Below are 23,570 nucleotides of genomic sequence, written 5' to 3'. Positions count from 1 at the left end.
GGGCAGGGCAGCTGTCGGCAGAGGCCTGTCAGCCATCCGGTGGGAGGCGCTTACCGCGAGCCGACTGGATCGACTGCGCGGTGAGTGACACCCGCCGGTCCGGGTCGCCGGCGAGTCGCGTCAGGGCCCGTTCGGCTGCGTGACCGGGTATCTCCGCGAGTGCCTGGACGATCCGCAGCCGTACGGTCGTCCCGGCGTCGTCGAGCCCGCGGGTCAGCATCGCGACGATCCGGTCGTCCATGCGTAAGCGATCGGCCAAGCCGCCCAGCACTTCGGCCGCTTCCACGTCGCGGACCCCCTCGACGACCATGCCGACCAGGGCGGGTACCGCCTCGATCCGGCCCCGGCGGCCGAGTGCCAGACCCGCATGCCGGCTCACCTCGGCCTCCTGATCGTCGAGGGCGGGCAGGAGCAGCGTGGTCGCATCGTCGTCCGATATCTCGGCGATGGCCAGGACGGCACGTAGCCGTCGCTGCGGATCGGGCGACTCCAACCCGGCGGCGAGCGGGGGCAACGCCTGGGCGCCGGCCTCGGCCAGTGCCCAGCGGAGAGTCCCGGCGACGTTCGGCTCCGCCTCGGAGAGAACCGCTCGCGCCAGCGCGCCGGGCGACAATCGTCCCCGCGCGGAGAGGACGGCTTCCTGGCGATCGGTGGCCTCCTCGGACGCCAGGCCGCGAAGCAGCCGGACGATGTGCAGGACGCCGTCCCAGTCGGCGGGTTCGGCGGCCTTGATCTGGTGAAGACGCGCGAGCAGCTCCCGCTCGCGGGCCATCCGCTGCCGGGATTGCTCGATCAGGTCGGTGATCAGGACCGACGGGGTGAAACCGGGGTCGTCGAGCGCGAGGTGGATCTCTCGCAGGGACAGGCCCAGCGACCGGAGGCTCTCGACCTCGAGAAGACGTCGCAGGTCGTCTGCGGAGTACTCGCGATAGCCGGCTGCCGTCCGATCCGACGGGCTGACCAGACCCATCGAGTCGTAGTGCCGCAGCATCCGGGAGCTGACGCCCGAACGGCGGGAGACCTCACCGATCAGCATCGGACTCGCCCTCAGTGCCCACGATGGTGACGCGCCTGGCCTCTTGGAGGGCCCAGGAGAACTCGCGGTCGGGGTCGGCGCGCAGCAACTCGGTCGCCCTCGCATGAGCCTGGATCTCGGGATCGTCGCTCGTCAGTGCCCTGCGCATCGCGGGGGCGGACGAGTCCCCGAGGGCGATCAGGGCTCGGCTCAGGCTCAGGCGGACCTCCGGGCCGCCCCGGCCGAGTTCCTCGGCGAGTTGTGCGGCGAGGCCGGCCCTGCCGTCGTCGGGGACGAGGGCGACGGCGGCACGCCAGGCGCTGCGGGCGACGTCCTCGTCCGCGTCGTGCACCACGGACGTGGAAATCCCCGCCCAGGAGCCACGATCCCCGATCTTGGACAGGGTGTGCAGCGATTGGCTCCTGGCCCGCGGGTTCGGTGATCGGAGCTCACTCAGCAGGTGTGGGACGACCTGGTCGGCTGCTTGCCTGGTGAGAGCCCAGGTGAGCATGTCGCGGACGAAGAAGTCCGGTTCGACGCCGCACCGTTCGACGAGCAGCGGGACGATGCCGGGACAGGGACGCGTGCCGGCCGCCATCGCCGCGTGCAGGCGTACCGAAGGCTGTGGAGCAGACAGGGCGGCGATCAGGCCGCCGTTGTCCCGCCCCGTGTCGTCGAGGTGTTGTGATGATGTGTCCATGGTTGCCCTCCTTGGTCACAGTCCAAACCTTCTCACCGTGTCAAGGTCAAGAGGCGCGTTCGAGGTGTTCAGCGCTTGATCCACCAACACACTTGAAACTGAAAATAACTGTAAGTTATGATCCATAACATGAGTGAGATCGAGTACGTCAGTCGCGGCACCGGCCGCATCGCTGTGGAGGTCAGCGGCGAAGGCCCGCTCGTCCTGTGCATCCCCGGCATCGGGGATCTCCGCTCGTCGTTCCGTCACATCGTCCCCGGGCTCGTCGCGTCCGGATACCGTGTCGCGGCCATGGACCTTCGTGGCCACGGCGACAGCTCCGCCGACTTCGACGCCTACGACGGGGCATCGACCGCGGGTGACGCGCTCGCTGTCGTTCAGCATCTCGGTGCGGACACGGCCGTCATCGTCGGCAACTCGATGGGTGCGGACGCCGCCGTGGTCGCGGCCGCCCAGTCGCCCTCGGCCGTTGCGGGGTTGGTGCTCATCGGCCCGTTCGTACGCGACGCGGGTGGCACGTTCAGTCGTGTCGCGTTCCGTCTCGCACTCGCGAGGCCGTGGGGTAGATCGGTCTGGCGATCGTACTTCGCGAAGTTGTTCGTCACCGATCCTGTCGATCTCGCTCAGCACAAGGCCGCGGTCGAGGCCTCGCTCGCGCGGCCGGGACGATGGAGGGCGTTCCAGCGCACCGCGACCGCGTCCCACGCGGGTGCGGAGGCCGCGACGCCGCAGGTGCGCGCGGACGTCCTCGTCGTCATGGGTGAGCGCGACCCCGATTGGAAGGACGCGGCCGCGGAAGCGCGGTGGGTCGCGAACCGCCTCGACGGGAGCGTGCGCATGATTCCCGACGCCGGTCACTACCCGCAGGCGGAACGCCCGGGCCTCGTGCTCGATGCCGTGATCCCGTTCCTCGCGCAGAACGTGCCCGCGGCGGAGCGGGGGCGTTGAGGGCCGGTGCCTTCGTGGCACGATGGCGTCGACGGCCCGGCCGCGTCGGGATGGAAGAGGAGATTCATGGCTGAGCGCTTGACCCGCACAGCTGTCGTCGAGCGTGCCGCCGACCTGAGCGACGAGATCGGCCTCGGCGAGGTGACGATCACGCGAGTCGGCCAGGCGGTCGGGATCGCGCCGCCCGGTGTCTATCGCCACGTCGTCGACGTCGTCGACCTGCGCGGTGCGATCGCCGACCTCGCGGCTACGGAGGTCGCTCGCGAGCTGGCGCGGGCGAGCGCCGGGCTGGCCGGCCGCGCCGCGCTCGCGGCGCTCGCTGACCGGCTTCGCGCCTGGGCGCACGAGCACCCGGGACGCTACGCCGCGCTGCAGGTCGCTCCCGATCCGGACGACGAGGCCGGCCTCGCCAGGGCAGGAACGCTGCTTGAGGTCTTCGGTGCCGCGCTGCGCGCCTACGACCTGACCGGGGACGCGTTCACCGACGGGGTGCGGCTCGTCCGGAGCGCCATCCACGGTTTCGTCGACCTCGAGCAGCACGGAGGCTTCAAGCAGCCACGCAGCCGCGACGAGACGTTCGAGCGGATCATCGACGCCCTCGACACGGTGCTGTGCGCGTGGGGCGGCGAGCAGGGGCGAGAATAGGGCACAGTTGTCAGCCATGAGCGTCGTCACCAAGGCATTCGTCGAACTCACGCCGCGTGAGCTCTACGCCTTCCTCAAATTGCGCAGCGACGTCTTCATGCTGGAGCAGAGGGTCGACGACGTGGAACTCGACGGACGCGACCTGGAACCCGGCACGCGGCATCTCTGGATCACCGACGAGTGGGGGTGTGCCGCCTACCTGCGCGTCCTGGAGAACCCCCGACCCGAGTACCGCGACGCGCACCTGGTGATCGGCCGCGTGGTCGTGCGCGCCGATCGCCGCGGTGCCGGCCTTGCCCGCGAACTCATGGAGGCGGCGCTGGAGGTCGTCGGTGACGAGGCTTCCGTGCTCCATGCGCAGTCCCACGTCGTGGGGCTCTATACCCGGTTCGGCTATGAGCCCTATGGCGAGGAGTACGTCGAGGCCGGCATGCCGCATCGGGGGATGTACCGGGCAGCGCCGGGGAAGCCGTAGCGAGCGACCACGGTTTCGACGACGCGGTGACCCGCTCGGCGTCGCAATTCTTCTGTTTCTCGCCCCGTATTTCGCCCGGATAAGCGATACGTGGGAAAAATGGTGAGTGCACTCCGTGCCCGCTGTTAGGCTCCCGGGCAGCGTCCGATCTGGGCGTCCTCGTCTTGTTTCGGAGTTAAAAATGCCTGTAGACCTGCCATCCGTCGATCACCGCGAACTCCAGGATCAAACGACAGAATTGCTGCAGCGGCTGATCGCGAATGCATGTGTCAATACCGGAGAACCAGAATCGGGTCAAGAAATCCGGAACGTGCGGACGCTGGAAGACCTGTTCGCCGGAATCGGTCTGTCGTACGAGATCGTCGAGCCGTCCCCGGGCCGGGCCTCGATAATCGCCCGCATTCCGGGTAGCGACAATTCTGCCCCGTCGTTGGGGCTCTTCGGCCACCTCGACGTGGTTCCCGTCGAAGCCGAGGGCTGGACGCAGGACCCGTTCGGAGGCGAGATCATCGACGGTTGGGTCTGGGGCCGCGGCGCGATCGACATGCTGGGTCTCACCGCTTCCTTCGCCGTGGTCACCAGGGAGTTGGCCGAACGGGGCATCCCGCTCAAGGGCGATCTCGTGTTCGGTGGGGTGGCTGACGAGGAGAACGGGAGCGCCTGGGGGGTCGACTGGCTCACCAGCAACCGGTGGGATCTCGTCCGGGCCGACAGCGTCCTCACCGAATCCGGCGGTGTCCCGGTGGGGCCGGGGCGGCGCCGTACCCTCGGCGTCGGAGAAAAGGGTGGTGCCGGAAGGACGCTACGGGTCATCGGGCGCCCGGCGCACGGTTCGAGGCCCTGGGGAAGCCAGAACGCGATCGTGCTCGCCGCCGAGGCCGTGCGACGGATCAGCGCCTACCGGGGTCCGGTCACGATCAGCCCGGAATGGGCCGATTATGTGGACGCGCTGGGTCTGGCGGGCTCGTTGCGCGACGCGCTCCTGGACCCGCTGCGGATCGACGATGCCCTGCCCGACCTCGGTGACGAGGCCGGCGTGGCCCACGCCACGACACATGACACTTTCGCCCCCACCGTCGTTCGGGCCGGGCAGAAGCAGAACGTCATTCCGGGGGAGGCCGAGGTCACGATCGACATCCGGGTGCTTCCCGGTACCGCGCCGCAGACGGTGGACGAACTCTTGTACGAGGCCATCGGCGACCTTCGTGAGCACGTGCAGATCGTCGGTGATCGTTTCGGGGAGCCGACGGTCTCACCGGCACAGACCCCGCTGACCGGCATCATCGATCGCACGTTCCGGGAGCGCGGCCAGGGCGGAGGGATACTGCCGATCCTGCATACCGGTGGCACCGACGCCCGCTTCTTCCGCCGACGGGGAGTGCCCGCCTACGGCTTCGGCCTGTTCAGCGACGTGTGGAAGCCCGGTGAGTTCCGAGGCCTGTTCCACGGACATGACGAGAGGATCGACATCGCTTCCCTGGGACTCACCGCGAGCGCGACGTGGGACGTCGCGACGCGGTACCTCGCGGATGTGAGCTGAGGACCGGTCATGACTGCAATCAGATGAAAAGGCTGTCATTGCTGATTCGAGGAGGCGATGATGGCGGTTCTGACAGTGCGAAACGTTCCTGACGAAGTGCACCGTGCTTTGCGGGTGCAAGCGGCCGAGCATGGACGCAGCACCGAGGCGGAGGTGCGGGAGATATGCGGAGATGGCTGTCGCCGCTCGTGCCGCAGGGCGGCCTCTGCCGACGGCGGACGGATAGATCGCGGCTAGCGCGGCCTCTCGTGGCTTCGCGGTCGCGACCCGGCGTCTCACGCCCTGACCGCGCGATTGGATGAGGTCGTTTATTTAGGTTAGCCTAACCTCAAGTTCGAACTTCACATCGAGTGGGGCCTGCTCGCCATGTCCAGCGCGGCGCACGTGGTCGGGAACGTGGGCAGCGTCCCGATAGGATCGCGCCGCGGAAGTCGTGACGTACCCACGAAGGAGAGAGCATGACCGCTGAGGTCACAGACCGCGTCTCGCTTGGCCGTGAGGACCCCTGGGAGGGCTTCGAGCCGGGTGCCTGGGTGGATCGGATAGATGTCCGGGACTTCATTCTGCGAAACTTCACCCCGTACGACGGGGACGCGTCGTTCCTGGCCGGGCCGACCGACAAGACCCTGGAGGTCTGGCAGACCCTTCAGCGTGACTACCTGTCGGTTGAGCGCGAGCGCCGGGTCTACGACGTCGAGACCCACATCCCGGCCGATGTGGACGCCTTCGACCCCGGCTACATCTGCGAGGCGGACGACGTCGTCGTCGGCCTGCAGACCGACGTGCCGCTGAAGCGTCCCATGATGCCGGCGGGTGGCTGGCGGATGGTCGAGACCGCGACCCGTGAGGCCGGGATGGAACCCGATGCCCGGGTCAAGGAGATCTACACCAAGTACCGCAAGACCCACAACGAGGCGGTCTTCGACATCTACACCCCGCGCATCCGCGCGGCGCGCAGTGCGCACGTCGTCACCGGTTTGCCCGATGCCTACGGCCGCGGTCGCATCATCGGTGACTACCGCCGGGTGGCGCTCTACGGCGTCGACCGGCTGATCGCCGACAAGCGCCGCGAGATGGACGCGGTCGTCGACCAGCCGTTCAGCGAGAACTGGGCACGCTACCGGGAGGAGCACGCCGAGCAGATCAAGGCGCTCGGCAAGCTGAAGAACCTGGGCGAGCAGTACGGCTACGACCTGTCGCGCCCGGCCGCCGACTTCGTCGAGGCAGTGCAGTGGACCTACTTCGCCTACCTCGCGTCCGTGAAGAGTCAGGACGGCGCCGCGATGAGCATCGGGCGGCTGTCGGGTTTCTTCGACGTCTACGCCGAGCGCGACCTCGCCGCCGGGCTGATCACCGAGTCCGAGGCCCAGGAGGTCGTCGATGCGCTGGTGACCAAGCTGCGTATCGTCCGCTTCCTGCGCACCGTCGACTACGACCAGATCTTCTCCGGCGACCCCTACTGGGCCACCTGGTCGGACGGCGGTTTCGCCGACGACGGGCGCACCCTGGTCACCAAGACGTCCTTCAGGCTGCTCCAGACCCTGCGCAACCTCGGCCCAGCACCCGAGCCCAACATCACGATCTACTGGGACGCCGGCCTGCCTGCCGGTTACAAGGAGTTCTGCGCCCAGATCTCGATCGAGACCTCGGCGATCCAGTACGAGTCGGACGCGGAGATCCGCAGCCACTGGGGCGACGACACCGCGATCGCCTGCTGCGTGTCCCCGATGGCGGTCGGCAAGCAGATGCAGTTCTTCGGCGCCCGGCTCAACGCCGCCAAGACCCTGCTGTACGCGATCAACGGCGGCCGCGACGAGATGAGCGGCAAGCAGATCGCCCAGGGCTTCGAGCCGGTCACCGGTGACGGCCCGCTCGACTTCGACACCGTGTGGGCGGCATACGACCGGATGCTGACCTGGGCCGTCGAGACCTACGTCGAGGCCCTCAACATCATCCACTACTGCCACGACAAGTACGCGTACGAGGCCGTGGAGATGGCCCTTCACGACGACGAGATCGTCCGGACGATGGGTTGCGGCATCGCGGGCCTGTCGATCGTGGCCGACTCGCTGTCCGCGATCAAGTACGCCCAGGTCACGCCGGTTCGCGACGCCAGTGGGCTGGTCGTCGAGTACGAGACCACCGGGGAGTTCCCCCTCTACGGCAACGACGACGACCGCGCCGACGAGATCGCGCGACTGGTCGTGAGCACCGTCATGGACAAGATCCGGTCGATCAAGCTGTACCGCGACGCTGTCCCGACCCAGTCGGTGCTGACCATCACCTCGAACGTGGTCTACGGCAAGGCGACCGGGGCGTTCCCCTGCGGCCACGAGGCGGGCACGCCGTTCGCACCCGGTGCGAACCCGGAGAACGGTCGCGACACCCACGGCATGCTGGCGTCCATGATGAGCGTCGGCAAGCTCGACTACGACGACGCGCTGGACGGCATCTCGCTGACCAACACGATCACCCCACCGGCACTGGGGCGGACCGGCGAGGAGCGGATCACCAACCTGGTCGGCATCCTCGACGCCGGTATGGGGGAGGGGCTCTACCACGCCAACATCAACGTGCTGAACCGCCAGACCCTGCTCGATGCCATGGAGCACCCGGAGAACTACCCGCAGCTCACCATCCGGGTCTCCGGGTACGCGGTGAACTTCGTCAAGCTCACCCGGGAGCAACAACTCGACGTACTCTCGCGAACCTTCCACGAGTCCGTCTGACGTGAGCGTCGCGCTACCCGTCCGACCGAACCGGGCTGACCCCGCCTCCCCCGAGGTCCGGCTGGGCGGGGTCCCGGTTGCCGGCGAGTTGACGCGCACAGAGGCGCTGCTCGCCCGGCATACCGGTGAGATCGGCATGGTGCATTCCTGGGAGTTGGTGACCGCCGTCGACGGCCCGGGCACCCGCATGACGACCTTTCTCGCGGGCTGCCCGTTGCGGTGCCTGTACTGTCACAACCCCGACACCATGTCTGCCGCCCGAGGGCTGCCGGTGCGGGCCGACGACCTGCTCGCACGGATCCGTCGCTACCGCGGGGTGTTCACCGCCACCGACGGGGGCATCACGCTGTCGGGCGGCGAGGTGCTGGCCCAGCCGGCCTTCGCCCGGCGGGTGCTGCGCGGCGCCGCGGCCATGGGCATCCACACCGCGCTCGACACCTCCGGTTTCCTCGGGCGCAATGCGGACGAGGCCATGCTGGCCGACGTCGACCTGGTGCTGCTCGACGTGAAGGCCGGGGACGAGGACACCTACCGCAGGGTCACCGGACGGGCGCTGGCTCCCACCCTCGACTTCGGGCGCCGCCTGTCCGCCGCCGGGATCGAGATCTGGATCCGGTTCGTCCTGGTGCCCGGCCTCACCGACGACCCGGCGACCATCGAGCCGATCGCCGACTACGCCGCCGGGCTCGACATGGTGAGCCGCGTCGAGGTGCTGCCCTTCCACCAGCTCGGCAGGTCCAAATGGGCCGAACTCGGTCTGCACTATGCCCTGCAGGACACCCCGGTGCCCTCCGGCGAACTCGTGGAGCACACCCGGGCCATCTTCCGCTCCCGCGGTCTCACCACGTACTGAGGACGGCCGGGCGCGGCTCAGGCGGGTTGCGCGCTCCCGGAGCACCGTGAGGCCCTCGGCGCGACGGGATCACCTGCGGGATCAGACGGTGAGCCATTCGGAGACGCGCTTGCCGGGAATGGCGTCGACAAGCTCCTTCGTGTACTCCTCCTGGGGATGCCGGAGCACATCGAGGGTCGCGCCGGTCTCGACGATCCGTCCCGACTTCAGCACGAGCACTCGGTCGCTGATCCGTTCGACGACGGCGAGATCGTGCGAGATGAAGAGATACGCGAGCCCGTACGCGCGCTGGATCTCGGCCAGCAGTTCGAGGATCTGGCTCTGCACCGAGACGTCGAGCGCCGACACCGCCTCGTCGAGCACGACGACGTCGGGGCTCAGCGCGAGCGCGCGTGCGATGGCGACGCGCTGTCGCTGCCCCCCGGACAGCTCCGCGGGCCGCCTGTGAGACAGACTGCCCGGCAACCCGACCCGCTCGAGCAACTCGGCCGCCCGATCGCGTCGCTCGGACCGGTTCCCGACGCGGAAGGCACGTAATGGCTCGGCGACGATCTCCTCGAGCGTGAAGCGCGGGTTCAGCGAGGCGTACGGGCTCTGGTAGACGAGCTGGAAGCGGCGCCGGAGCGGCTTGAGCGCACGATCGTGAAGGCCGGTGATGTCGGTGCCGTCGAAGACGATCGCCCCGCTGTCGGGCTTTTCGAGGCGCAGTGCGAGCCGTGCGGTCGTGCTCTTGCCCGACCCGGACTCGCCGACGAGCGCGAGTGTCTCGCCACGGTGGAGTTCGAACCCCACGCCGTCGACCGCGCGGAAACGGCGGCGTCGTCCCTGGCCATGGCCTGCTACCTGGCCTGCGGGTATGGGGAACTCCTTGACCAGGTCGCGCACCGAGAGAAGAGGGGTGCCCGGCGCTCCGTTCGCGGGGTCGAGGCCGGTTTTCGAGGCGTCGATGGCGGCCCGCACCGCGACGACACGCTCGGCGTGGGTGTTTGCGGCGGGCCCGGGCCTCCCGGTACGCGCGCCGGTGACGATCGCCGAGGCAGCGCTGACGATCTCCGGGACCGCTCCGAGGCTCGGTGCGGCGGCGATCAGGCCTTTCGTGTACGGATGGCGTGGGCTGGTGAGCACCTGCCGAGCCGTTCCGCGTTCCACGATGTTGCCACGCTGCATGACCAGGATGCGATCGGCGCGGTCCGCGGCGACCCCGAGATCGTGGGTGATGAGGAGCACGGCCGTGCCGAGCGCGCGTGTGCGTTCGGCGATGTCGTCGAGGATCTGCCGCTGCACGGTGACGTCGAGGGCGCTCGTCGGCTCGTCGGCGATCACGAGCTTGGGGTTGGCGGCGAGCGCGGCGGCGATCAGCACGCGCTGGCGCATCCCTCCCGAGAACTCGTGTGGATACTGTCTCGCACGCGATTCGGCCGGTTCGACGCCCGCCGCTGCCAGAAGCTTCACGGCCTGCTCATGGGCGGCCACACGGTCGGCGATGCGGTGGATGCGCAGAACTTCCGCGACCTGTTTGCCCACGGTCTGCAGCGGGTCGAGGGAGACGGTCGGATCCTGCGGGATGAGCGAGATGAACCGGCCTCGTACGCCCTCCCATTCCTCGGGCGTCAGGTCGGCCAGGTCGGAACCGTCGAACCGCACGGCGCCTCGCGCGACCCGTGCGTTGGGGGCCAGGAGGTTGATGATCGTGTGGGCGACCGTGGTCTTGCCCGAACCCGACTCTCCCACGATCGCGACCACCTCACCCTCGTGGACGGTGAAGGACGCATCCTGCACGGCGGTCACGTGTCGTCGTCCGCCTGCGATCGAGTACTCGACATCGAGGCCCTCGACCCGCAGCAGGGGCTCGGGCTCGGCGTCTCTTGCCGCAGTGGGCGCCGCCTTGTCGGTGAACTCCGCCATGGTCAGTCTGCTCCTCGCTCGAGGCTTCGGGAGATGTAGTTCGCCGCGAGCACGGTGAGCGCGATGACGAGCCCGGGAAACGTGACGAGCCACCAGGCGGTGGCGATGAAATCGCGGCCACCGGCGACAAGCGAACCCCATTCAGGGGCGGGCGGCGGGGCGCCGAAGCCGAGAAAGCTCAGCGCCGAGATCGCGAGCACGGCCTGCCCGAACTCGAGTGCCGACAACGCGATCACCGGGCCCGTCGCATTCGGCAGTACGTGACGTGCGAGGACGCCGACCCAGCTCACGCCGGACGCTCGGGCGGCCTCGACGTATTCGGCGTTGCTCACCCGTAGCACCTCGGCGCGCATGATCCTCGCGAAGCTCGCCACCGACGCGAGCCCGACGGCGATGGCGACGTTCACCGTGCCGAACCCCAGCGCGGTGATCAGTGCGAGCGAGAGCAGCAGTGACGGGATCGAGAGCAACACGTCGACCATCCGCATGATCAGGTCGTCCACCCAGCCGCGCAGGAACCCCGCCAGGAGCCCGAAGAACGCCCCGAGCACGAGCCCCACCAGCACCGCGCCGCCGGTCGCCGCCAGCGACTGGGCCGCCCCGTAGACCAGGCGTGCGTAGAGGTCGCGTCCGAGTTGATCAGTGCCGAACCAGTGATCGAGACTCGGCGGTTGGAGCTTGTCGGCCGGGACGCCGTCGATGCCACTCCAGCTCGTGAAGAAGCTTGGGAAGAGCGCCCACGAGATCACCAGCAACAGCACCAGCCAGGCGAGGACGACGCCGGGGTGATGCAACGCGTGGCGTCCGACCGCCCTCCAGCGACCCTCCTTGAACTCTTCCGGCCCGTGGGGACGATCACCCAGGAGCCGGGCGTGCCCGGTGGCCTGGGGGGTCGAGGCGGGAGCCTCGGGCAGAACTCCGTTGAGGGTGTCGGTCATGAAACCGCTCCAATCGCGATGGTCACGTTCACTTTGGCTCACGGCCGGCCGACACCCGGATGCGCGGGTCGACGAGCGGATACAAGAGATCGACGACGAGGTTCACGACCACGAAGACTGCCGCGACGAAGAGCACGAGCACCTGCACGAGCGGGATGTCCCGGTCGTTCACCGCCGTGACGGTGAGCCGTCCGATGCCGACGCGCGAGAACACGGTCTCGCTCACCGTCGCACCCGCGAGCAGGTTCCCGACGAGGATTCCGAGCATCGTCAGCGTGGGCAGCGTCGCGTTGCGCAGGGCGTGACCGAAGTTGACCCGCCAGCGTCCGGCACCTTTGGAACGGACTATCTGGATGTAGGGCTCGCCGAGTGTCTGCCGCAGGCTCTTCGAGAGCAGCTGCGCGATGATCGCCCCGGTGGGGATCGCAAGCGTCACCGCAGGCAGCACGAGCGAGGCGAATCCCTCGTTGCCGAGCGCCGGGAAGGCCCTCAGACGGAAGGAGAACAGCTGAAGCAGCATCAGGCCTACCCAGAACGTCGGCACGGCAACACCGAGGGCGGGCAGTGAGGAGATGAACCGGCGTACCCAGCGGCGCCGGCTGAAGACACTGCCGAGCGCGAGCGCGACACCGAACACGATCGCGATCGGCAGGGCGAGGGCGGCGAGTCTCAGCGTCTCGGGCAGAACCGAACCCACGAGTTCGACGGCCGGGCGACCGTCACGGAAGGAGTCACCGAAGTCCAGCGTGACGGCCTTGCCGAGCGCGACCACGTACTGCACGTAGAGGGGGCGGTCGAGGCCGAATTCGTGCCGCAGCGCCTCGATCTGTTCGGCGCTCGTCTCGGAATCCAGGCCGCCGGCCATCACCTGTGCGGCGTCGCCGGGAAGGAGGAAGAGAATGAGGAAGGTCACCGTGTACGCCGCCCAGAGCACGAAGACTCCCTGGCCGATACGAGTCGCGATGTAGCGGAACATGCACTCGCCTCCACTTCCGGTTCGTAAGTTGTCGGTTCGTTGCGGACGGGTTCGCCGCGCCCCGGGTCTCCCCGAGGCGCGGCGGCGGTGCTACTGCTCGATCCAGGCGTCGTAGAAGTCGAGTCGTGAGGACGCCTCGAACTTCAGGTCGTGTACCTTCTCGCTCGCCGAGATGGTCGTCGAGAGCTCATGGGTCGGGATCGAGTGCGCGTCGCTGAGGAGCAACTCCTGGGCCTTGTCGACAGCCTCCTGACGAGCGCCCTGGTCGGTGACCGACGCCGCTTCGGCGAGCCACTCGTCGACCTCGCTCGTCTCGCGCTGGTTGTAGTTGCCGGGTCCGTCGGCGGCGAGCACGGAGCGGATGATGTCGGGATCGGCCCTGGTGAGGTTGCCGTAGAAGAGCTCGTAAGTGTGTTCCCCACTGGCGTCGTTGACCTCCGTGGCCTCGGCGATCGAGGTGTACTTGAGCTGCAGGTCGACACCGATCTCGCGCCACTGCTGCTGGACGAGCTCGAGGAGTTCCTTGGGCGGCTGCCAATAGGTCACGACGAACGACAGCTTGGTCCCGTCCTTCTCCCGGATGCCGTCGGCACCGAGAGTCCATCCGGCCTCGTCGAGCAGGGCCTCCGCGCCGTCCGGGTCGTAGGTCAGCAGGTCGCTGAAGTCGGTGTAGTACGGCGTGGTGGAGGCGAGCACGCCCGTCGCCGGTTTGTCGTTGGCGCCGAGCACCGTGTCGACGAGCTCCTGACGGTTGATCGCCTTCGACAGTGCCTGGCGGACGCGCTTGTCGCTGAGCTTCGGCGACGACTCGTTCGGGTACAGGTTGTAGACGACCCCGGGGTTCGACCGCGTGATGTTGGTGAAGCCGTTGCCGTCGAAGAGCGGGAGGTCGGTCGACGAGATGCCCGCGGTCGCGTCGATCTGGCCCGACTGGAGCGAGCCGGTGCGGTTGCCCGACTCGGGTATGACCTTGACGGTGATCGTGTCGAGGTATGCCTCACCGGTGTGGTCGTTGGTGGAGGGCCCCCAGTCGTAACCGGGAACCTTCTTGAGGACGATCTCCGAGTCGAACGTGTACGACTCGACGCTGAACGGGCCGGAGCCCACGAAGTCGCCCGTGCAACGCTCTTCGGGCGAGATCTCGGCGCTCGCAGGCGAGAGCAGCCCGAGGGAGAACGTCGACGTGGCCTGCAGGAACTGCGCGTTCGACTGGCTGAACTTCACCACGACGGTTCGCTCGTCGGGGGTCTCGATCGCCGAGACGTCCTTGAGGTAGGTGCCGCCGAGTGTGGCCTTGCCGGCGGCTCCGAGTTCCTGGATGTGTTCGAAGTTCGTCTTGACCGAAGCCGCGTCGATGGCAGTGCCGTCGGCGTAGGTGGGGCCGTCCTCGAGCGTGAACGTGAACTCGGTGGCGTCCGCGTTCTGCTCGTAGGCGGCCAGCCACGGGACGATCTCGCCGGTGTCGGGGTCCTGGGCGGTGAGCGAGGCCACCGTCTGGCGAGCGGAGGCGATCGCGTCGTTGTTGCCGACCTGCTGGGGGTCGACGCAGTGCGCGTCGCTGGAAATGGCGTACGTCAGGTTGCCCCCGGCCGTCGGGGACGCGGAGGCCTGGCCCTCGTTGTCCGTGGTCCCACTCGCGCAGCCGGTGAGCGCTGTCAGGGAGATCGCGGTGGTGGTGCTCAGCGCCAGCAGTGCCAGGCGCCGCCTTCTGGATCGGCTCATGCTCGTCCTCGGTCTTCGTTTCTTTATCGGAATGGTGCTCTGGGACGCGTCGTCTGGAAGGAGGTTAGGTGCCAGTGCGTCAACGGTGCAATCGAGTTCTCGGCGCTTCCTGATGCGCGAGAAAAGGATCACCTAACGGGCCAATGATGCGAATAGGGGAATCGTCGTCCGCCGGACGAAAATTGCTTGTGTCGCGTCCGATGGCGCGATGATTGTGGTCGCGACTCCGGCGGGTACGACCGGGATGGGACGGATTGCGAAAAGGGTTGGAAGGGGAAACTCTGCCATTACCACAGGATCGCCGCGCCATTTATTTTCATGCGGATTCTTGATCCACGAAAATGAATGGAATCCGGCGCCGCGCGCCTCTTACGATCGCGTTGGCGGTTTTCGGTCTGTCCCGTGTGGACGGCGAAAACCACGGACACGACCGAAAGGGGTCTGATGCCGTCGACGGAACTGAGTCTCGGGCTCGACATCGGCTCGACGACGATCAAGGCTGTCCTCCTGGATGCGGACGACGCCGTGGTCTTCTCGAGCTACGACCGGCACTACGCCGATGTCCGTGGCGCCACCGCGCGGGTGTTGGAGGCGATCGCCCGCGAGGTGCCGGCCGACACGCCCCTGCTGATCAGGATCTCGGGCTCGGCGGGTATGGGACTGGCCGAGGCGCTCGACGTTCCCTTCACCCAGGAGGTGATCGCCGGAACGGAGGCGATCGAGCGCCGTCTCCAGGGGATCGACGTGGCCATCGAACTCGGGGGCGAGGACGCGAAGATCACCTTCTTCGGCCAGAGCGTCGAGCAGAGGATGAACGGCATGTGCGCCGGCGGCACCGGCGCCTTCATCGACCAGATGGCACTGCTGCTCGACACCGACGCCGCCGGTGTCGACGCGTTGGCGGCCCGGGCGACGACGATCTATCCGATCGCGTCGCGGTGCGGGGTGTTCGCGAAGGCCGACGTCCAGCCGCTCATCAACGAAGGCGCCCGTCGGGAGGACATCGCGGCGAGCGTCCTGCAGGCGGTGGTCAACCAATCGATCGCCAGTCTCGCCGCGGGGCATCACATCGCCGGACGGGTGGCGTTCCTCGGCGGACCGCTGTACTTCATGGACCAGCTCCGTCTCCGTTTCGTGCGGACACTCGGTCTGTCGGACGACCAGGCCGTCTGCCCCGAGGACGGTCTGCTGTTCGTCGCCCTCGGCGCCGCCTGGACGAGCGTGGCGCGTGCGGCTCGCGGCGCGTCGGTCAAGGTCACCACTCTGGGCGACGTTCAGCGGTTGCTGGTCGCCCACCCGGCCGGGCCCATGGCCATCGGGGCGCTACCGCCGTTGTTCGCGGACGAGAGCGACCTTCGTGCCTTCGAGGCCCGGCACAGTGCGGCCGCGCCGCCGCGCCGAGACCTCGCCGCGCACCACGGGCCTGCCTTCCTCGGGATCGATGCGGGGTCGACGACGACCAAGTCGGTCCTCATCGACGCTGACGGCGCTCTGCTCGCGAGCAGCTACGAGCCGAATCGCGGTGACGGGCTCCAGGCCGTCGTCCGGCAGGTCGGAAACCTCCTCGCGCAATTGCCGGCTTCGGCGTACATCGCGCGGGCGGCGGTCACCGGCTACGGGGAGAACCTGGTGCGCAGTGCCCTTCGTGTCGACGAGGGAATCGTGGAGACGATGGCCCACTACCGGGCTGCACGGTATTTCGTGCCGGACGTCGACTTCATCCTCGACATCGGTGGCCAGGACATGAAAGCCATGACGATCCGCAACGGGCAGTTGCATGCGATCCAGCTGAACGAGGCGTGCTCGTCGGGCTGTGGCTCGTTCATCGAGGGCTTCGCGCAGTCGCTCAAGCGCTCCGCACCCGAGTTCGCCGCCGAGGGCTTGCGCTCGCGCCACCCGGCCGACCTCGGTTCGCGATGCACCGTGTTCATGAGTTCCAAGGTCAAGCAGGTGCAGAAGGAAGGGTTCGACGTCGGTGACATCTCCGCCGGCCTGGCCTACTCGGTGGTCAAGAACGCGCTGTTCAAGGTGATCAAGGCTCGCCACCCCGAGGCGCTCGGTTCCCATATCCTGTGCCAGGGCGGCACCTTCGACAACTCTTGCGTCCTGCGTGCCTTCGAGCTGATCAGCGGCAGGCAGGTGACGCGTCCGGCGATCGCCGCCCTCATGGGGGCCTTCGGGGCGGCCGTCACGGCGCGCGACACCGCCCAGCCCGGCTCGCGCAGCACTCTGCTCGACCGCGCCGAACTCGCGGAGTTCTCCGTCGACAGCGAGTTCGCCCGTTGCGGTATCTGCGAGAACGACTGCCTCCTGACGATCTCGCGGTTCCCCGACGGTAGGCAGTTCGTCACCGGAAACAGGTGTGAGCGTGGCCTGCGCGTCCCGATCGATCCCCATCAGCGCAAGATCGACCTCGTCGAATACCGGTATCAGCGGCTCTTCCGCTATCGCCCGCTCGCCGCGGGCGCACCGCGCGGCGACATCGGTATCCCGCGGGCCCTCAACATGTACGAGAACTATCCGCTGTGGTTCACGGTGTTCACCGATCTCGGTTTCCGGGTTCGGCTCTCGCCGCGGTCGACCCGCGAGGTCTTCGACAGCGGGCTGGAGACCCTGCCCAGCGACTCGATCTGCTTCCCGGCAAAGCTCTCGCACGGGCATGTGCAGTGGCTCGTCCGCGACGGCGTTCGGCGCATCTTCTTCCCGTGCGTGGTCTACGAGGAGTCCGAGCATCCGGAGGCACCGAACAACATCAACTGCATGATCGTCCAGGGATACCCGAACGTGTTGAGGCACACCATCGATGCCGTCCTCGACGGTTCGGTCGACTACCACGCACCCGTCCTCGACCTCGCCGATCCCGAGTCCATGGCCGTCACGCTCCACGACGACTTCGCGGGTTCGGGTGACATCGGGCTGGACGAATGGCGGGCCGCCGTCGCGCACGGCCTCGAGGAGCTTCACTCGTTCAAACGTCAGATCCGCCGACAGGGCGAGCAACTGCTCGTGCGCATGCGCGAACGAGGCGAGCGTGGCGTCGTCCTGGCCTCTCGGCCCTACCACGGCGACCCCGAGATCAACCACGGCATAGCGAAGCTGATCTGCCAGGAGGGCTTCAACGTCTTCACCGAGGACAGCATCTGCCATCTCGGTGACGCGAGCGATCTGGAGGTCTTGTCCAACTGGGAGTTCGCCTCTCGGGTGTTCGCCGCGGCGAAGGTCGTGGCACGGGACGATCACCTCGACCTGGTCCAGCTCAGTTCCTTCGGTTGCGCGCTGGATTCGGTGACGACCGACGAACTGCAGTCCATCCTCGCGCCGACGGGAAAGATCTGCACGGTTCTGAAGATCGACGAGGGCGCGAACCTCGGGGCGGTGAGGATACGGATCCGCTCCCTCAAGGAGGCCGTGCGCATGCGCGGTGGGGGCGTCGTCCGGGCGGTGGACCTTCCGGGCGGCGTTCCGCGGCACCTCGGTGGCCGGGACGCGGAATTCGCCCGAGTGGCCGAGGTACCGCACGGATACCCCACCGCAACGGCCTCGGTGTGCACGGGTTCCAAGGGAGGCGATGAGTGATGAGTGCGACAAGGACGACACAGGTGGGCGCGAGCCCGCATCTCGCGCGCCGGACGGTGATCATCCCGTCGACGGCCCCGGTACGGCAACACGGCCTGCTCGATGTGGCCCTCGCGGCCGAGGGATACGACGTCGAGATCCTGCCGGCCGATGATCGCCGGGCGCTCGACGTGGGGACGCGCTACGTCAACAACGACTATTGCCACCCGCCGATCGACTACGTAGGGCAGATCGTCGAGGCACTCGCCAGCGGACGCTACGACCTTCGGCACACCGCGATCATGATGAGCGACCCGGGCACCGCGTGCAGTTGCCGGGGCGGGAACTTCATGACCGTCATGCGCAAGGCCATCGTGGACGCCGGCTTCGGGCAGGTCCCCGTGATATCGCAACCCTTCGATTTCAAGGACTACACCACGCAGGCGGTGCCCGGGACGCTCCCGCTGACGGCCGGGCTCCTGGTGAGGCTGGCACTGGCGAGCACCTACGGGGATCTCTTCGAGAAGGTGGTCTATCCCACCAGGCCCTACGAGCAGGAACCCGGGAGCACCGACCGCTTGCACGCGCAGTGGCTGTCGCGGGTGGCGTCCAACATTCGTGACGCCTCGTTCGACCGGTTCCGCGTGAACGCGCGTGCCATCGTCCGCGACTTCGATGCCCTGCCGCGGGTCGAGGTCGTCAAGCCGCGCATCGGCATCGTCGGGGATCCGCAGTTGGTCATCAACTTCACCCCCCGGAGCCCCAACATCGTGCGGCTCCTGGAGGAGGAGGGAGCCGAGGCGGTGGTACCGGGCATGGGATTCATGTCGACGTACAACATCCTCGACATGGGGCACGGCCACGACCGTGCCCTGGGGATCGACGCCCAAGCGCTCGGCCATGAGTACCACGACACCTGTGAGAAACCGCTCGACGACGCGCTGCGCGCCTCCGAGCACTTCACGCCGTTCTCCTCGATCTTCGACATGGTCGACACCGCCGACGAGCTGGCCCCGTTCGCCCATTCCTTCGGGCACTTCTTCTTCATGACCGGAGGCAAGCTGCGCGAACTGCTCAAGCAGGGTGTCACCAGCATCGTGTTGTTCCAGGCGTTCAACTGCGCGGTCAACTACGTGGTGGGGGCCGGCATGGTGAAGAAGCTCAAGCTCATGTACCCCGCCGCCGACGTCCTCAGCGTCGACTACGACCCGGGGATGTCGATGACGAACCAGATCAATCGGATCCGCCTGCTCATCGCCGCGCAGGAGCGCGCGAGGGACAAGGCGGACCAGGACGCGCGGGTCGCGTCATGACCCGCGGCGACGGCTCCGGCCCTCGTACACGTACACACCGCGGCAACCGCCCGAGTCCGCGTCAGCCCCACGACTCGTTCGGCAACGCGTCAGAACTGCAGAAGGGAAGCCGATCATGGCAACAACGGTGATCACGGGTGCGCAGGTCCTGGTGGACGGTGAACACGCCCCGGAGGGTGTCTCGGGGATCGTCGTCGTCGACGGGCGGATCGTCGAGACCGGCCCCGGCGCCGAACTGCTCGACCGCTGGGCAGAGCGGGACCACGTGGATGTCGATCACTTCGAAGGAGCGTTTCTCCTGCCGGGCCTGGTCGACGCCCACGTGCACCTGACGTTCGACGCCACCCCGGGCGTGGACGCGGCAACCGATCTCACGGAGTCGTCGGCCGAGACGCTCGCGGCCCGGGCCCGTGTGAACGCACGAGCAGCGCTCGCGGCCGGAGTGACCACCGTCCGGGATCTCGGAGACCGGTCCGGCATCGTGCGTGGCCTCAGGGACGAGATACACGCGGGCGGGACGACAGGCCCGCGCATCCTGACCTCAGGGGTCCCGCTGACGGTTCCCGGTGGCCATCTCCACTTCCTGGGGGGAGCCGTCGAAAGCGACGAGGAGATCCGCGCGGCGGTGCGCCAGCGCAAGGACGAAGGCGATGACGTCATCAAGGTGGCGGTCTCCGGGGGGCACATCACCGCAGGGTCCCCGCCCACCTGGCGTTCACAGTTCACCGAGCATCAGATCCAGGTGCTGGCGCAGGCGGCGCGGGAGGCGGGGCTGCCGACGGCCGCGCACGCCCATGCGGTCGAAGCCATCGAGTTCGCGGCGCGCGCCGGTCTGACGACGATCGAGCACTGCTCGGCGGAGGTTGCACCCGACCCGCACGCCGGCGAGGCCGCCCCGCGGACAATCAGCTTCACAGACGAACTCGTCGGCCTGATCCATGCGTCCGGGGCGGCGGTCGATCCGACTCTCACCTCCGGTTGGATCGACAAAGCCCCCCAGGACGTGGGGTTCAAGCTCATCGATCGAATCCGGCGTCTGTACGCGGCCGGCGTCCCCCTGATCGTCGGAACCGACGGAGGCGTGGCGGGGAGCCCGTTCGGAAGCTATGCCGAGTCGTTGCTCGTGTGGCTGCGTGCGGGGCTGTCGAACACCGAGGTGCTGCGGCTGGCGACCGCCGAGACCGCTGATCGGATCGGCTTGAAAGGGACAACCGGCCGGTTGCAGGAGGGGTACGCGGCCGACGTGCTGATCGTGCAGTCCGACCCGCGTCGCGACCTGCGCACAGTGTTGCGTCCGGTCGCGGTCTTCGCCCGGGGTGAACTCGCCGGTGGACGCGTCCCCGCCTGAACCCTGACCCGAACTCAGGCAGCGGCGGCGAGAGCCACCTTGTCGGCGTGGGTGTGGACGGCCTTGAGCCAGTTCAGCAGGAACTCGGCGGTCGACTCGTTGGTGACCTCGCCCTCGTCCGTGATCAACCCGGGGACGGTCTGGATGTAGGCCTCGGGCTGGCTGAGCTCCGGTGAGTTCAGGAACGACAGGATGCTGCGCAGGTGCTGCTGGGCGACCGCGGTGCCGATCGCGCCGATCGAGGTGCCGATGACTGCGGAAGGCTTCCCGGCAAGGGAGTTCGACCCCCACGGCCTGCTCGCCCAGTCCAGGGCGTTCTTCAGTGCGCCGGGGATCGAGCGGTTGTATTCCGGGGTGATGAGGATGACCGCGTCGGACGCCTCGATCGCGGCCTTGAATGCCGTGACCTCCTCCGGGAGTGCGGAGTCGAGGTCGCGGTTGTACATCGGCAGATCACGGATGGGCACCTCCGCCAGGCGGAGATCCGCCGAGGGGGCGAGGCGCGCGAGCGCGGTGAACAGGCGCCTGTTGATGGAGTCCTTCGACAGGCTGCCGATCAGGACGCCGACGTTGTAGGTGGTCATGCTGGTTCCCTTCGTTGCGCGGGGCAAGGTGGTGGCCGGGACGCGTTCGTCCCCCTGCCAAAACGGTTCCGTGGAGGGGCGGGCCGACCCAGGTCTTATCTGTACATGCAGCATCTGTAACTACAGCGATTTGGGGATTATTCCTGCCCGGAACGAGGTTGAGGGGGGACGAACGGCAGCGTCGGGCATGCCGGGGGCCACGTGGCGTACTGAGGGGGAGCGATGTCCGAGACGGAGAGACCGGGCGCCGAGATCTGGCGCCACCTGGTGTACGCGCAGCGTTCGCTGACCAGCCAGTTCGCCGGCCGGCTGAGACGTGAGTTCGGGCTGACCATGTCCCAGTTCGAGGCGCTCCTCGCTTTGTGGGAGGCCCCGGGCCACTTCCTCCACGTCTCCCAGCTGGCACGCACCCTGCTCTACAGTTCGGGCTCGACCACCCATCTCGTCGACCGGCTGAAGAGCCTTGGCCTGGTCGGGCGCTGTTCCTGCACCGCGGACGCCCGCATGTCCGAGATCCGGTTGACCGAGCGGGGCGAGGACGTGATCCGGCGCGCGACCCAGGCGTACGTGGCGACCATGGAGGAGATGTTCGAGGCCCACATCGAGCCCGGTGAGATCGACACGCTGCTGCGTTTCGCCCGCCGCCTGGCGGCGGGACAGCGCAGCCCCGAACCTGCGACGGAAACCACCTGAGCCACCGGACGATCCCCCGGCGCGTCCGCGTCGTCCGCGAAGTGCCATGGCCGCGTCCACGGTGCGAGTTCCCTCGTGCCGCACGCGGCTGCCGGGCGACAATGGCGCGATGACCTACATCGCCGACGACGACAAGTCCCGCCTCGACCGTGACTGGATCTGGCGGATGCTGTCCACCGAGGCGTACTGGGGCTTGTGGCGCAAACCCGCGGACGTCGACGTGCAGATCGGGACGGCCTGGCGCGTCGTCGGGATCTACGAGGAGGAGACCGGGGCACAGGTCGGCTTCTGCCGGGCCGTCTCCGACGGGCTGTCCTTCGCCTACCTCGCCGACGTCATCATCGACCCTGGCCATCGCGGTCGTGGACTCGGCAAACGACTCGTCCGGGCGATGATCGACGACGGCCCCGGTGCCGCGTTCCGGTGGATGCTGTTCACGCAGGACGCCCATGGTCTCTACGAGCAATTCGGGTTCGGCCCGGCCGACCGGAGCGCGATGATCAGGGCCTCCACGTTCTGAGCGGGAGCCGGAGTGCCCGGGCGCGACTGTTCAGGAATCGGCGCCCCGTGCATCTTCGGCCGGCTCCCGAACGGTGAGGACGATCTTCCCCTGCGTCATCCCGCCCGCGCTGTCGGCCAGGGCATGCGCCGCCTCGGCGAGCGGACGCGTCCGGACGTTCGGCACATGAAGGGCACCCCGGTCGATCAGATCCGCGATGTCGTGGAGTTCGCCCGCGTCGGGCTGTGCGAACAGGAATCTGCCGCCGAGATCGCGTACCCCGTCGTCGGCGAGAGAGACGATTCGCTTGTGGCCCCGCGTCGGCCGGAGGAGGTCTGCGTGAAGGCGAACAGCGCTGCCGCCGTACATGTCGAGGACGGCGTCGACCCCGCCGGGGACCGCGCGGCGCAGTTCGGCGGCGAGGTCGCCGTGACGGTCGACGGGGATCACCCCGGCTGCGGCGAGTGTCTCGTGGTTGGCCGGGGACGCGGTACCGACCACGCGTGCTCCGAGGTGGCGGGCGATCTGGGTGGCGAAGCTTCCCACCCCTCCGGCGGCGGCCTGGACGAGCACGGTGTCGCCCGGGTGCACGTCGAGGACGTCGACGAGGGCCTGCCATGCGGTGAGCGCCGCGATCGGGGTCGCGGCGGCGCGCGTCCAGTCGAGGGTGGCCGGCTTGTGCGCCACCGCACGTTCCGGAACGGCGATGCGCTCCGCGTAGGTTCCGTGGTGGACGATGTCCTGCCGCGCATAGCCGAACACCGCGTCGCCGGGGGCGAACCGCGTCACGTTCGGGCCGACCCGGACGACCGTTCCCGCGAAGTCCCAGCCCGGGACGACGGGGAACAGCACGTCGAAACGGGTGTCCAGGTGCCCGGCCATCGTCTGCCAGTCGACGGGGTTGACGCCGGCGGCTGCGACCGCGACCAGGACGGACTCCGGCCCGACCTTCGGCTCGGGAACCTCGGCCGGCTCCAGCACGTCGCGGGGTTCCCCGTAGCGCCGGTAGACCATCGCCTTCATCGGATCACTTCGGAGCTGGCGGCTTCGGTCGCTCGCGGGGTGAGGGCAGTCGGAACGCTCATCCGGTCATGCTTCCACATCCGGAGCCACGGGATCCGGGAGGTCCGTT

20 protein-coding genes are annotated in these 23,570 nt (G+C 68.1%); 12 read left to right on the top strand and 8 right to left on the bottom strand.

The window, feature by feature from the left end:
- Positions 1-28: 28 nt before the first annotated feature.
- Together FB473_RS12465 and FB473_RS12460 are read right to left on the bottom strand one after the other, a co-directional pair.
- Positions 29-1,036, bottom strand: coding sequence for a MerR family transcriptional regulator (locus FB473_RS12465; RefSeq protein WP_167168228.1), 1,008 nt, complete (start codon positions 1,034-1,036; stop codon positions 29-31).
- Entirely contained in the window at positions 1,023-1,715 is a 693-nt protein-coding gene (locus tag FB473_RS12460; protein WP_167168225.1) for a HEAT repeat domain-containing protein, read from the bottom strand. Before FB473_RS12460 ends, FB473_RS12465 begins: the two co-directional genes overlap by 14 nt.
- Before the next feature lie 129 nt (positions 1,716-1,844).
- Here FB473_RS12460 and FB473_RS12455 point away from each other — a divergent pair, with 129 nt between their 5' ends.
- The 7 genes from FB473_RS12455 (at position 1,845) to pflA (ending at position 8,905) form a co-directional block, all read left to right on the top strand.
- Positions 1,845-2,663 (top strand): alpha/beta fold hydrolase, encoded by an 819-nt coding sequence (locus FB473_RS12455; RefSeq protein WP_167168221.1) that lies wholly within the window; start codon positions 1,845-1,847, stop codon positions 2,661-2,663.
- Positions 2,664-2,729: 66 nt separating this feature from the next.
- Complete coding sequence (locus FB473_RS12450) at positions 2,730-3,308, top strand: TetR/AcrR family transcriptional regulator (protein WP_167168218.1); 579 nt, start codon at positions 2,730-2,732, stop codon at positions 3,306-3,308.
- 16 nt (positions 3,309-3,324) lie between these two features.
- Entirely contained in the window at positions 3,325-3,783 is a 459-nt protein-coding gene (locus tag FB473_RS12445; protein ID WP_167168215.1) for a GNAT family N-acetyltransferase, read from the top strand.
- A gap of 310 nt (positions 3,784-4,093) precedes the next feature.
- On the top strand, positions 4,094-5,323 hold the full coding sequence (locus tag FB473_RS12440) for a M20/M25/M40 family metallo-hydrolase (RefSeq protein ID WP_167168212.1): 1,230 nt from the start codon (positions 4,094-4,096) through the stop codon (positions 5,321-5,323).
- A 57-nt stretch (positions 5,324-5,380) separates the two neighbouring features.
- On the top strand, positions 5,381-5,560 hold the full coding sequence (locus tag FB473_RS18615; RefSeq protein ID WP_424945227.1) for a FitA-like ribbon-helix-helix domain-containing protein: 180 nt from the start codon (positions 5,381-5,383) through the stop codon (positions 5,558-5,560).
- Positions 5,561-5,781: 221 nt separating this feature from the next.
- A complete protein-coding gene (pflB, locus tag FB473_RS12430) occupies positions 5,782-8,052 on the top strand; it encodes a formate C-acetyltransferase (RefSeq protein WP_167168209.1) in 2,271 nt (756 codons plus the stop codon).
- A gap of 1 nt (position 8,053) precedes the next feature.
- Positions 8,054-8,905: a pyruvate formate-lyase-activating protein gene (gene pflA / locus FB473_RS12425; protein ID WP_376837233.1), complete on the top strand. Its 852-nt coding sequence runs from the start codon at positions 8,054-8,056 to the stop codon at positions 8,903-8,905.
- Positions 8,906-8,986: 81 nt separating this feature from the next.
- Here the strand turns inward: pflA and FB473_RS12420 are convergent, their stop codons facing one another.
- The 4 genes from FB473_RS12420 to FB473_RS12405 all read right to left on the bottom strand — a co-directional run bounded on the left by FB473_RS12420 (position 8,987) and on the right by FB473_RS12405 (position 14,446).
- On the bottom strand, positions 8,987-10,810 hold the full coding sequence (locus FB473_RS12420) for a dipeptide ABC transporter ATP-binding protein (protein WP_167168206.1): 1,824 nt from the start codon (positions 10,808-10,810) through the stop codon (positions 8,987-8,989).
- Between the two features lie 2 nt (positions 10,811-10,812).
- Entirely contained in the window at positions 10,813-11,748 is a 936-nt protein-coding gene (locus FB473_RS12415) for an ABC transporter permease (RefSeq protein ID WP_167168204.1), read from the bottom strand.
- Between the two features lie 28 nt (positions 11,749-11,776).
- Positions 11,777-12,724, bottom strand: coding sequence for an ABC transporter permease (locus tag FB473_RS12410; protein ID WP_167168201.1), 948 nt, complete (start codon positions 12,722-12,724; stop codon positions 11,777-11,779).
- A 90-nt stretch (positions 12,725-12,814) separates the two neighbouring features.
- The gene (locus FB473_RS12405; protein WP_167168197.1) at positions 12,815-14,446 is read right to left on the bottom strand and encodes an ABC transporter substrate-binding protein; all 1,632 of its coding nucleotides are present in this window, start codon (positions 14,444-14,446) and stop codon (positions 12,815-12,817) included.
- Between the two features lie 444 nt (positions 14,447-14,890).
- Here FB473_RS12405 and FB473_RS12400 point away from each other — a divergent pair, with 444 nt between their 5' ends.
- The 3 genes from FB473_RS12400 to FB473_RS12390 all read left to right on the top strand — a co-directional run bounded on the left by FB473_RS12400 (position 14,891) and on the right by FB473_RS12390 (position 20,662).
- Complete coding sequence (locus FB473_RS12400; RefSeq protein WP_167168194.1) at positions 14,891-18,022, top strand: acyl-CoA dehydratase activase-related protein; 3,132 nt, start codon at positions 14,891-14,893, stop codon at positions 18,020-18,022.
- Positions 18,022-19,314, top strand: a complete 1,293-nt coding sequence (locus FB473_RS12395) for a 2-hydroxyacyl-CoA dehydratase (protein ID WP_167168191.1) — start codon at positions 18,022-18,024, stop codon at positions 19,312-19,314. The genes FB473_RS12400 and FB473_RS12395 overlap by 1 nt, the downstream gene beginning before the upstream one ends.
- Before the next feature lie 115 nt (positions 19,315-19,429).
- Entirely contained in the window at positions 19,430-20,662 is a 1,233-nt protein-coding gene (locus tag FB473_RS12390) for an amidohydrolase family protein (protein WP_167168188.1), read from the top strand.
- A 14-nt stretch (positions 20,663-20,676) separates the two neighbouring features.
- Here FB473_RS12390 and FB473_RS12385 read toward each other — a convergent pair whose 3' ends face one another.
- Complete coding sequence (locus tag FB473_RS12385; RefSeq protein WP_167168185.1) at positions 20,677-21,246, bottom strand: NADPH-dependent FMN reductase; 570 nt, start codon at positions 21,244-21,246, stop codon at positions 20,677-20,679.
- A 222-nt stretch (positions 21,247-21,468) separates the two neighbouring features.
- Here FB473_RS12385 and FB473_RS12380 point away from each other — a divergent pair, with 222 nt between their 5' ends.
- Both FB473_RS12380 and FB473_RS12375 read left to right on the top strand, forming a co-directional pair.
- Complete coding sequence (locus FB473_RS12380; protein ID WP_167168182.1) at positions 21,469-21,939, top strand: MarR family winged helix-turn-helix transcriptional regulator; 471 nt, start codon at positions 21,469-21,471, stop codon at positions 21,937-21,939.
- 109 nt (positions 21,940-22,048) lie between these two features.
- Positions 22,049-22,459 carry a GNAT family N-acetyltransferase gene (locus FB473_RS12375; protein ID WP_167168179.1) on the top strand — a complete coding sequence of 137 codons (411 nt, stop codon included), beginning with the start codon at positions 22,049-22,051 and terminating at the stop codon, positions 22,457-22,459.
- Between the two features lie 30 nt (positions 22,460-22,489).
- Here the strand turns inward: FB473_RS12375 and FB473_RS12370 are convergent, their stop codons facing one another.
- Positions 22,490-23,461, bottom strand: coding sequence for an NADP-dependent oxidoreductase (locus FB473_RS12370; protein ID WP_167168176.1), 972 nt, complete (start codon positions 23,459-23,461; stop codon positions 22,490-22,492).
- Positions 23,462-23,570: the final 109 nt, after the last annotated feature.

This window comes from Brooklawnia cerclae, from assembly GCF_011758645.1.
GTDB classification, from domain to species: Bacteria; Actinomycetota; Actinomycetes; order Propionibacteriales; family Propionibacteriaceae; genus Brooklawnia; species Brooklawnia cerclae.
This window is presented reverse-complemented; position numbering and strand designations above follow the sequence as displayed.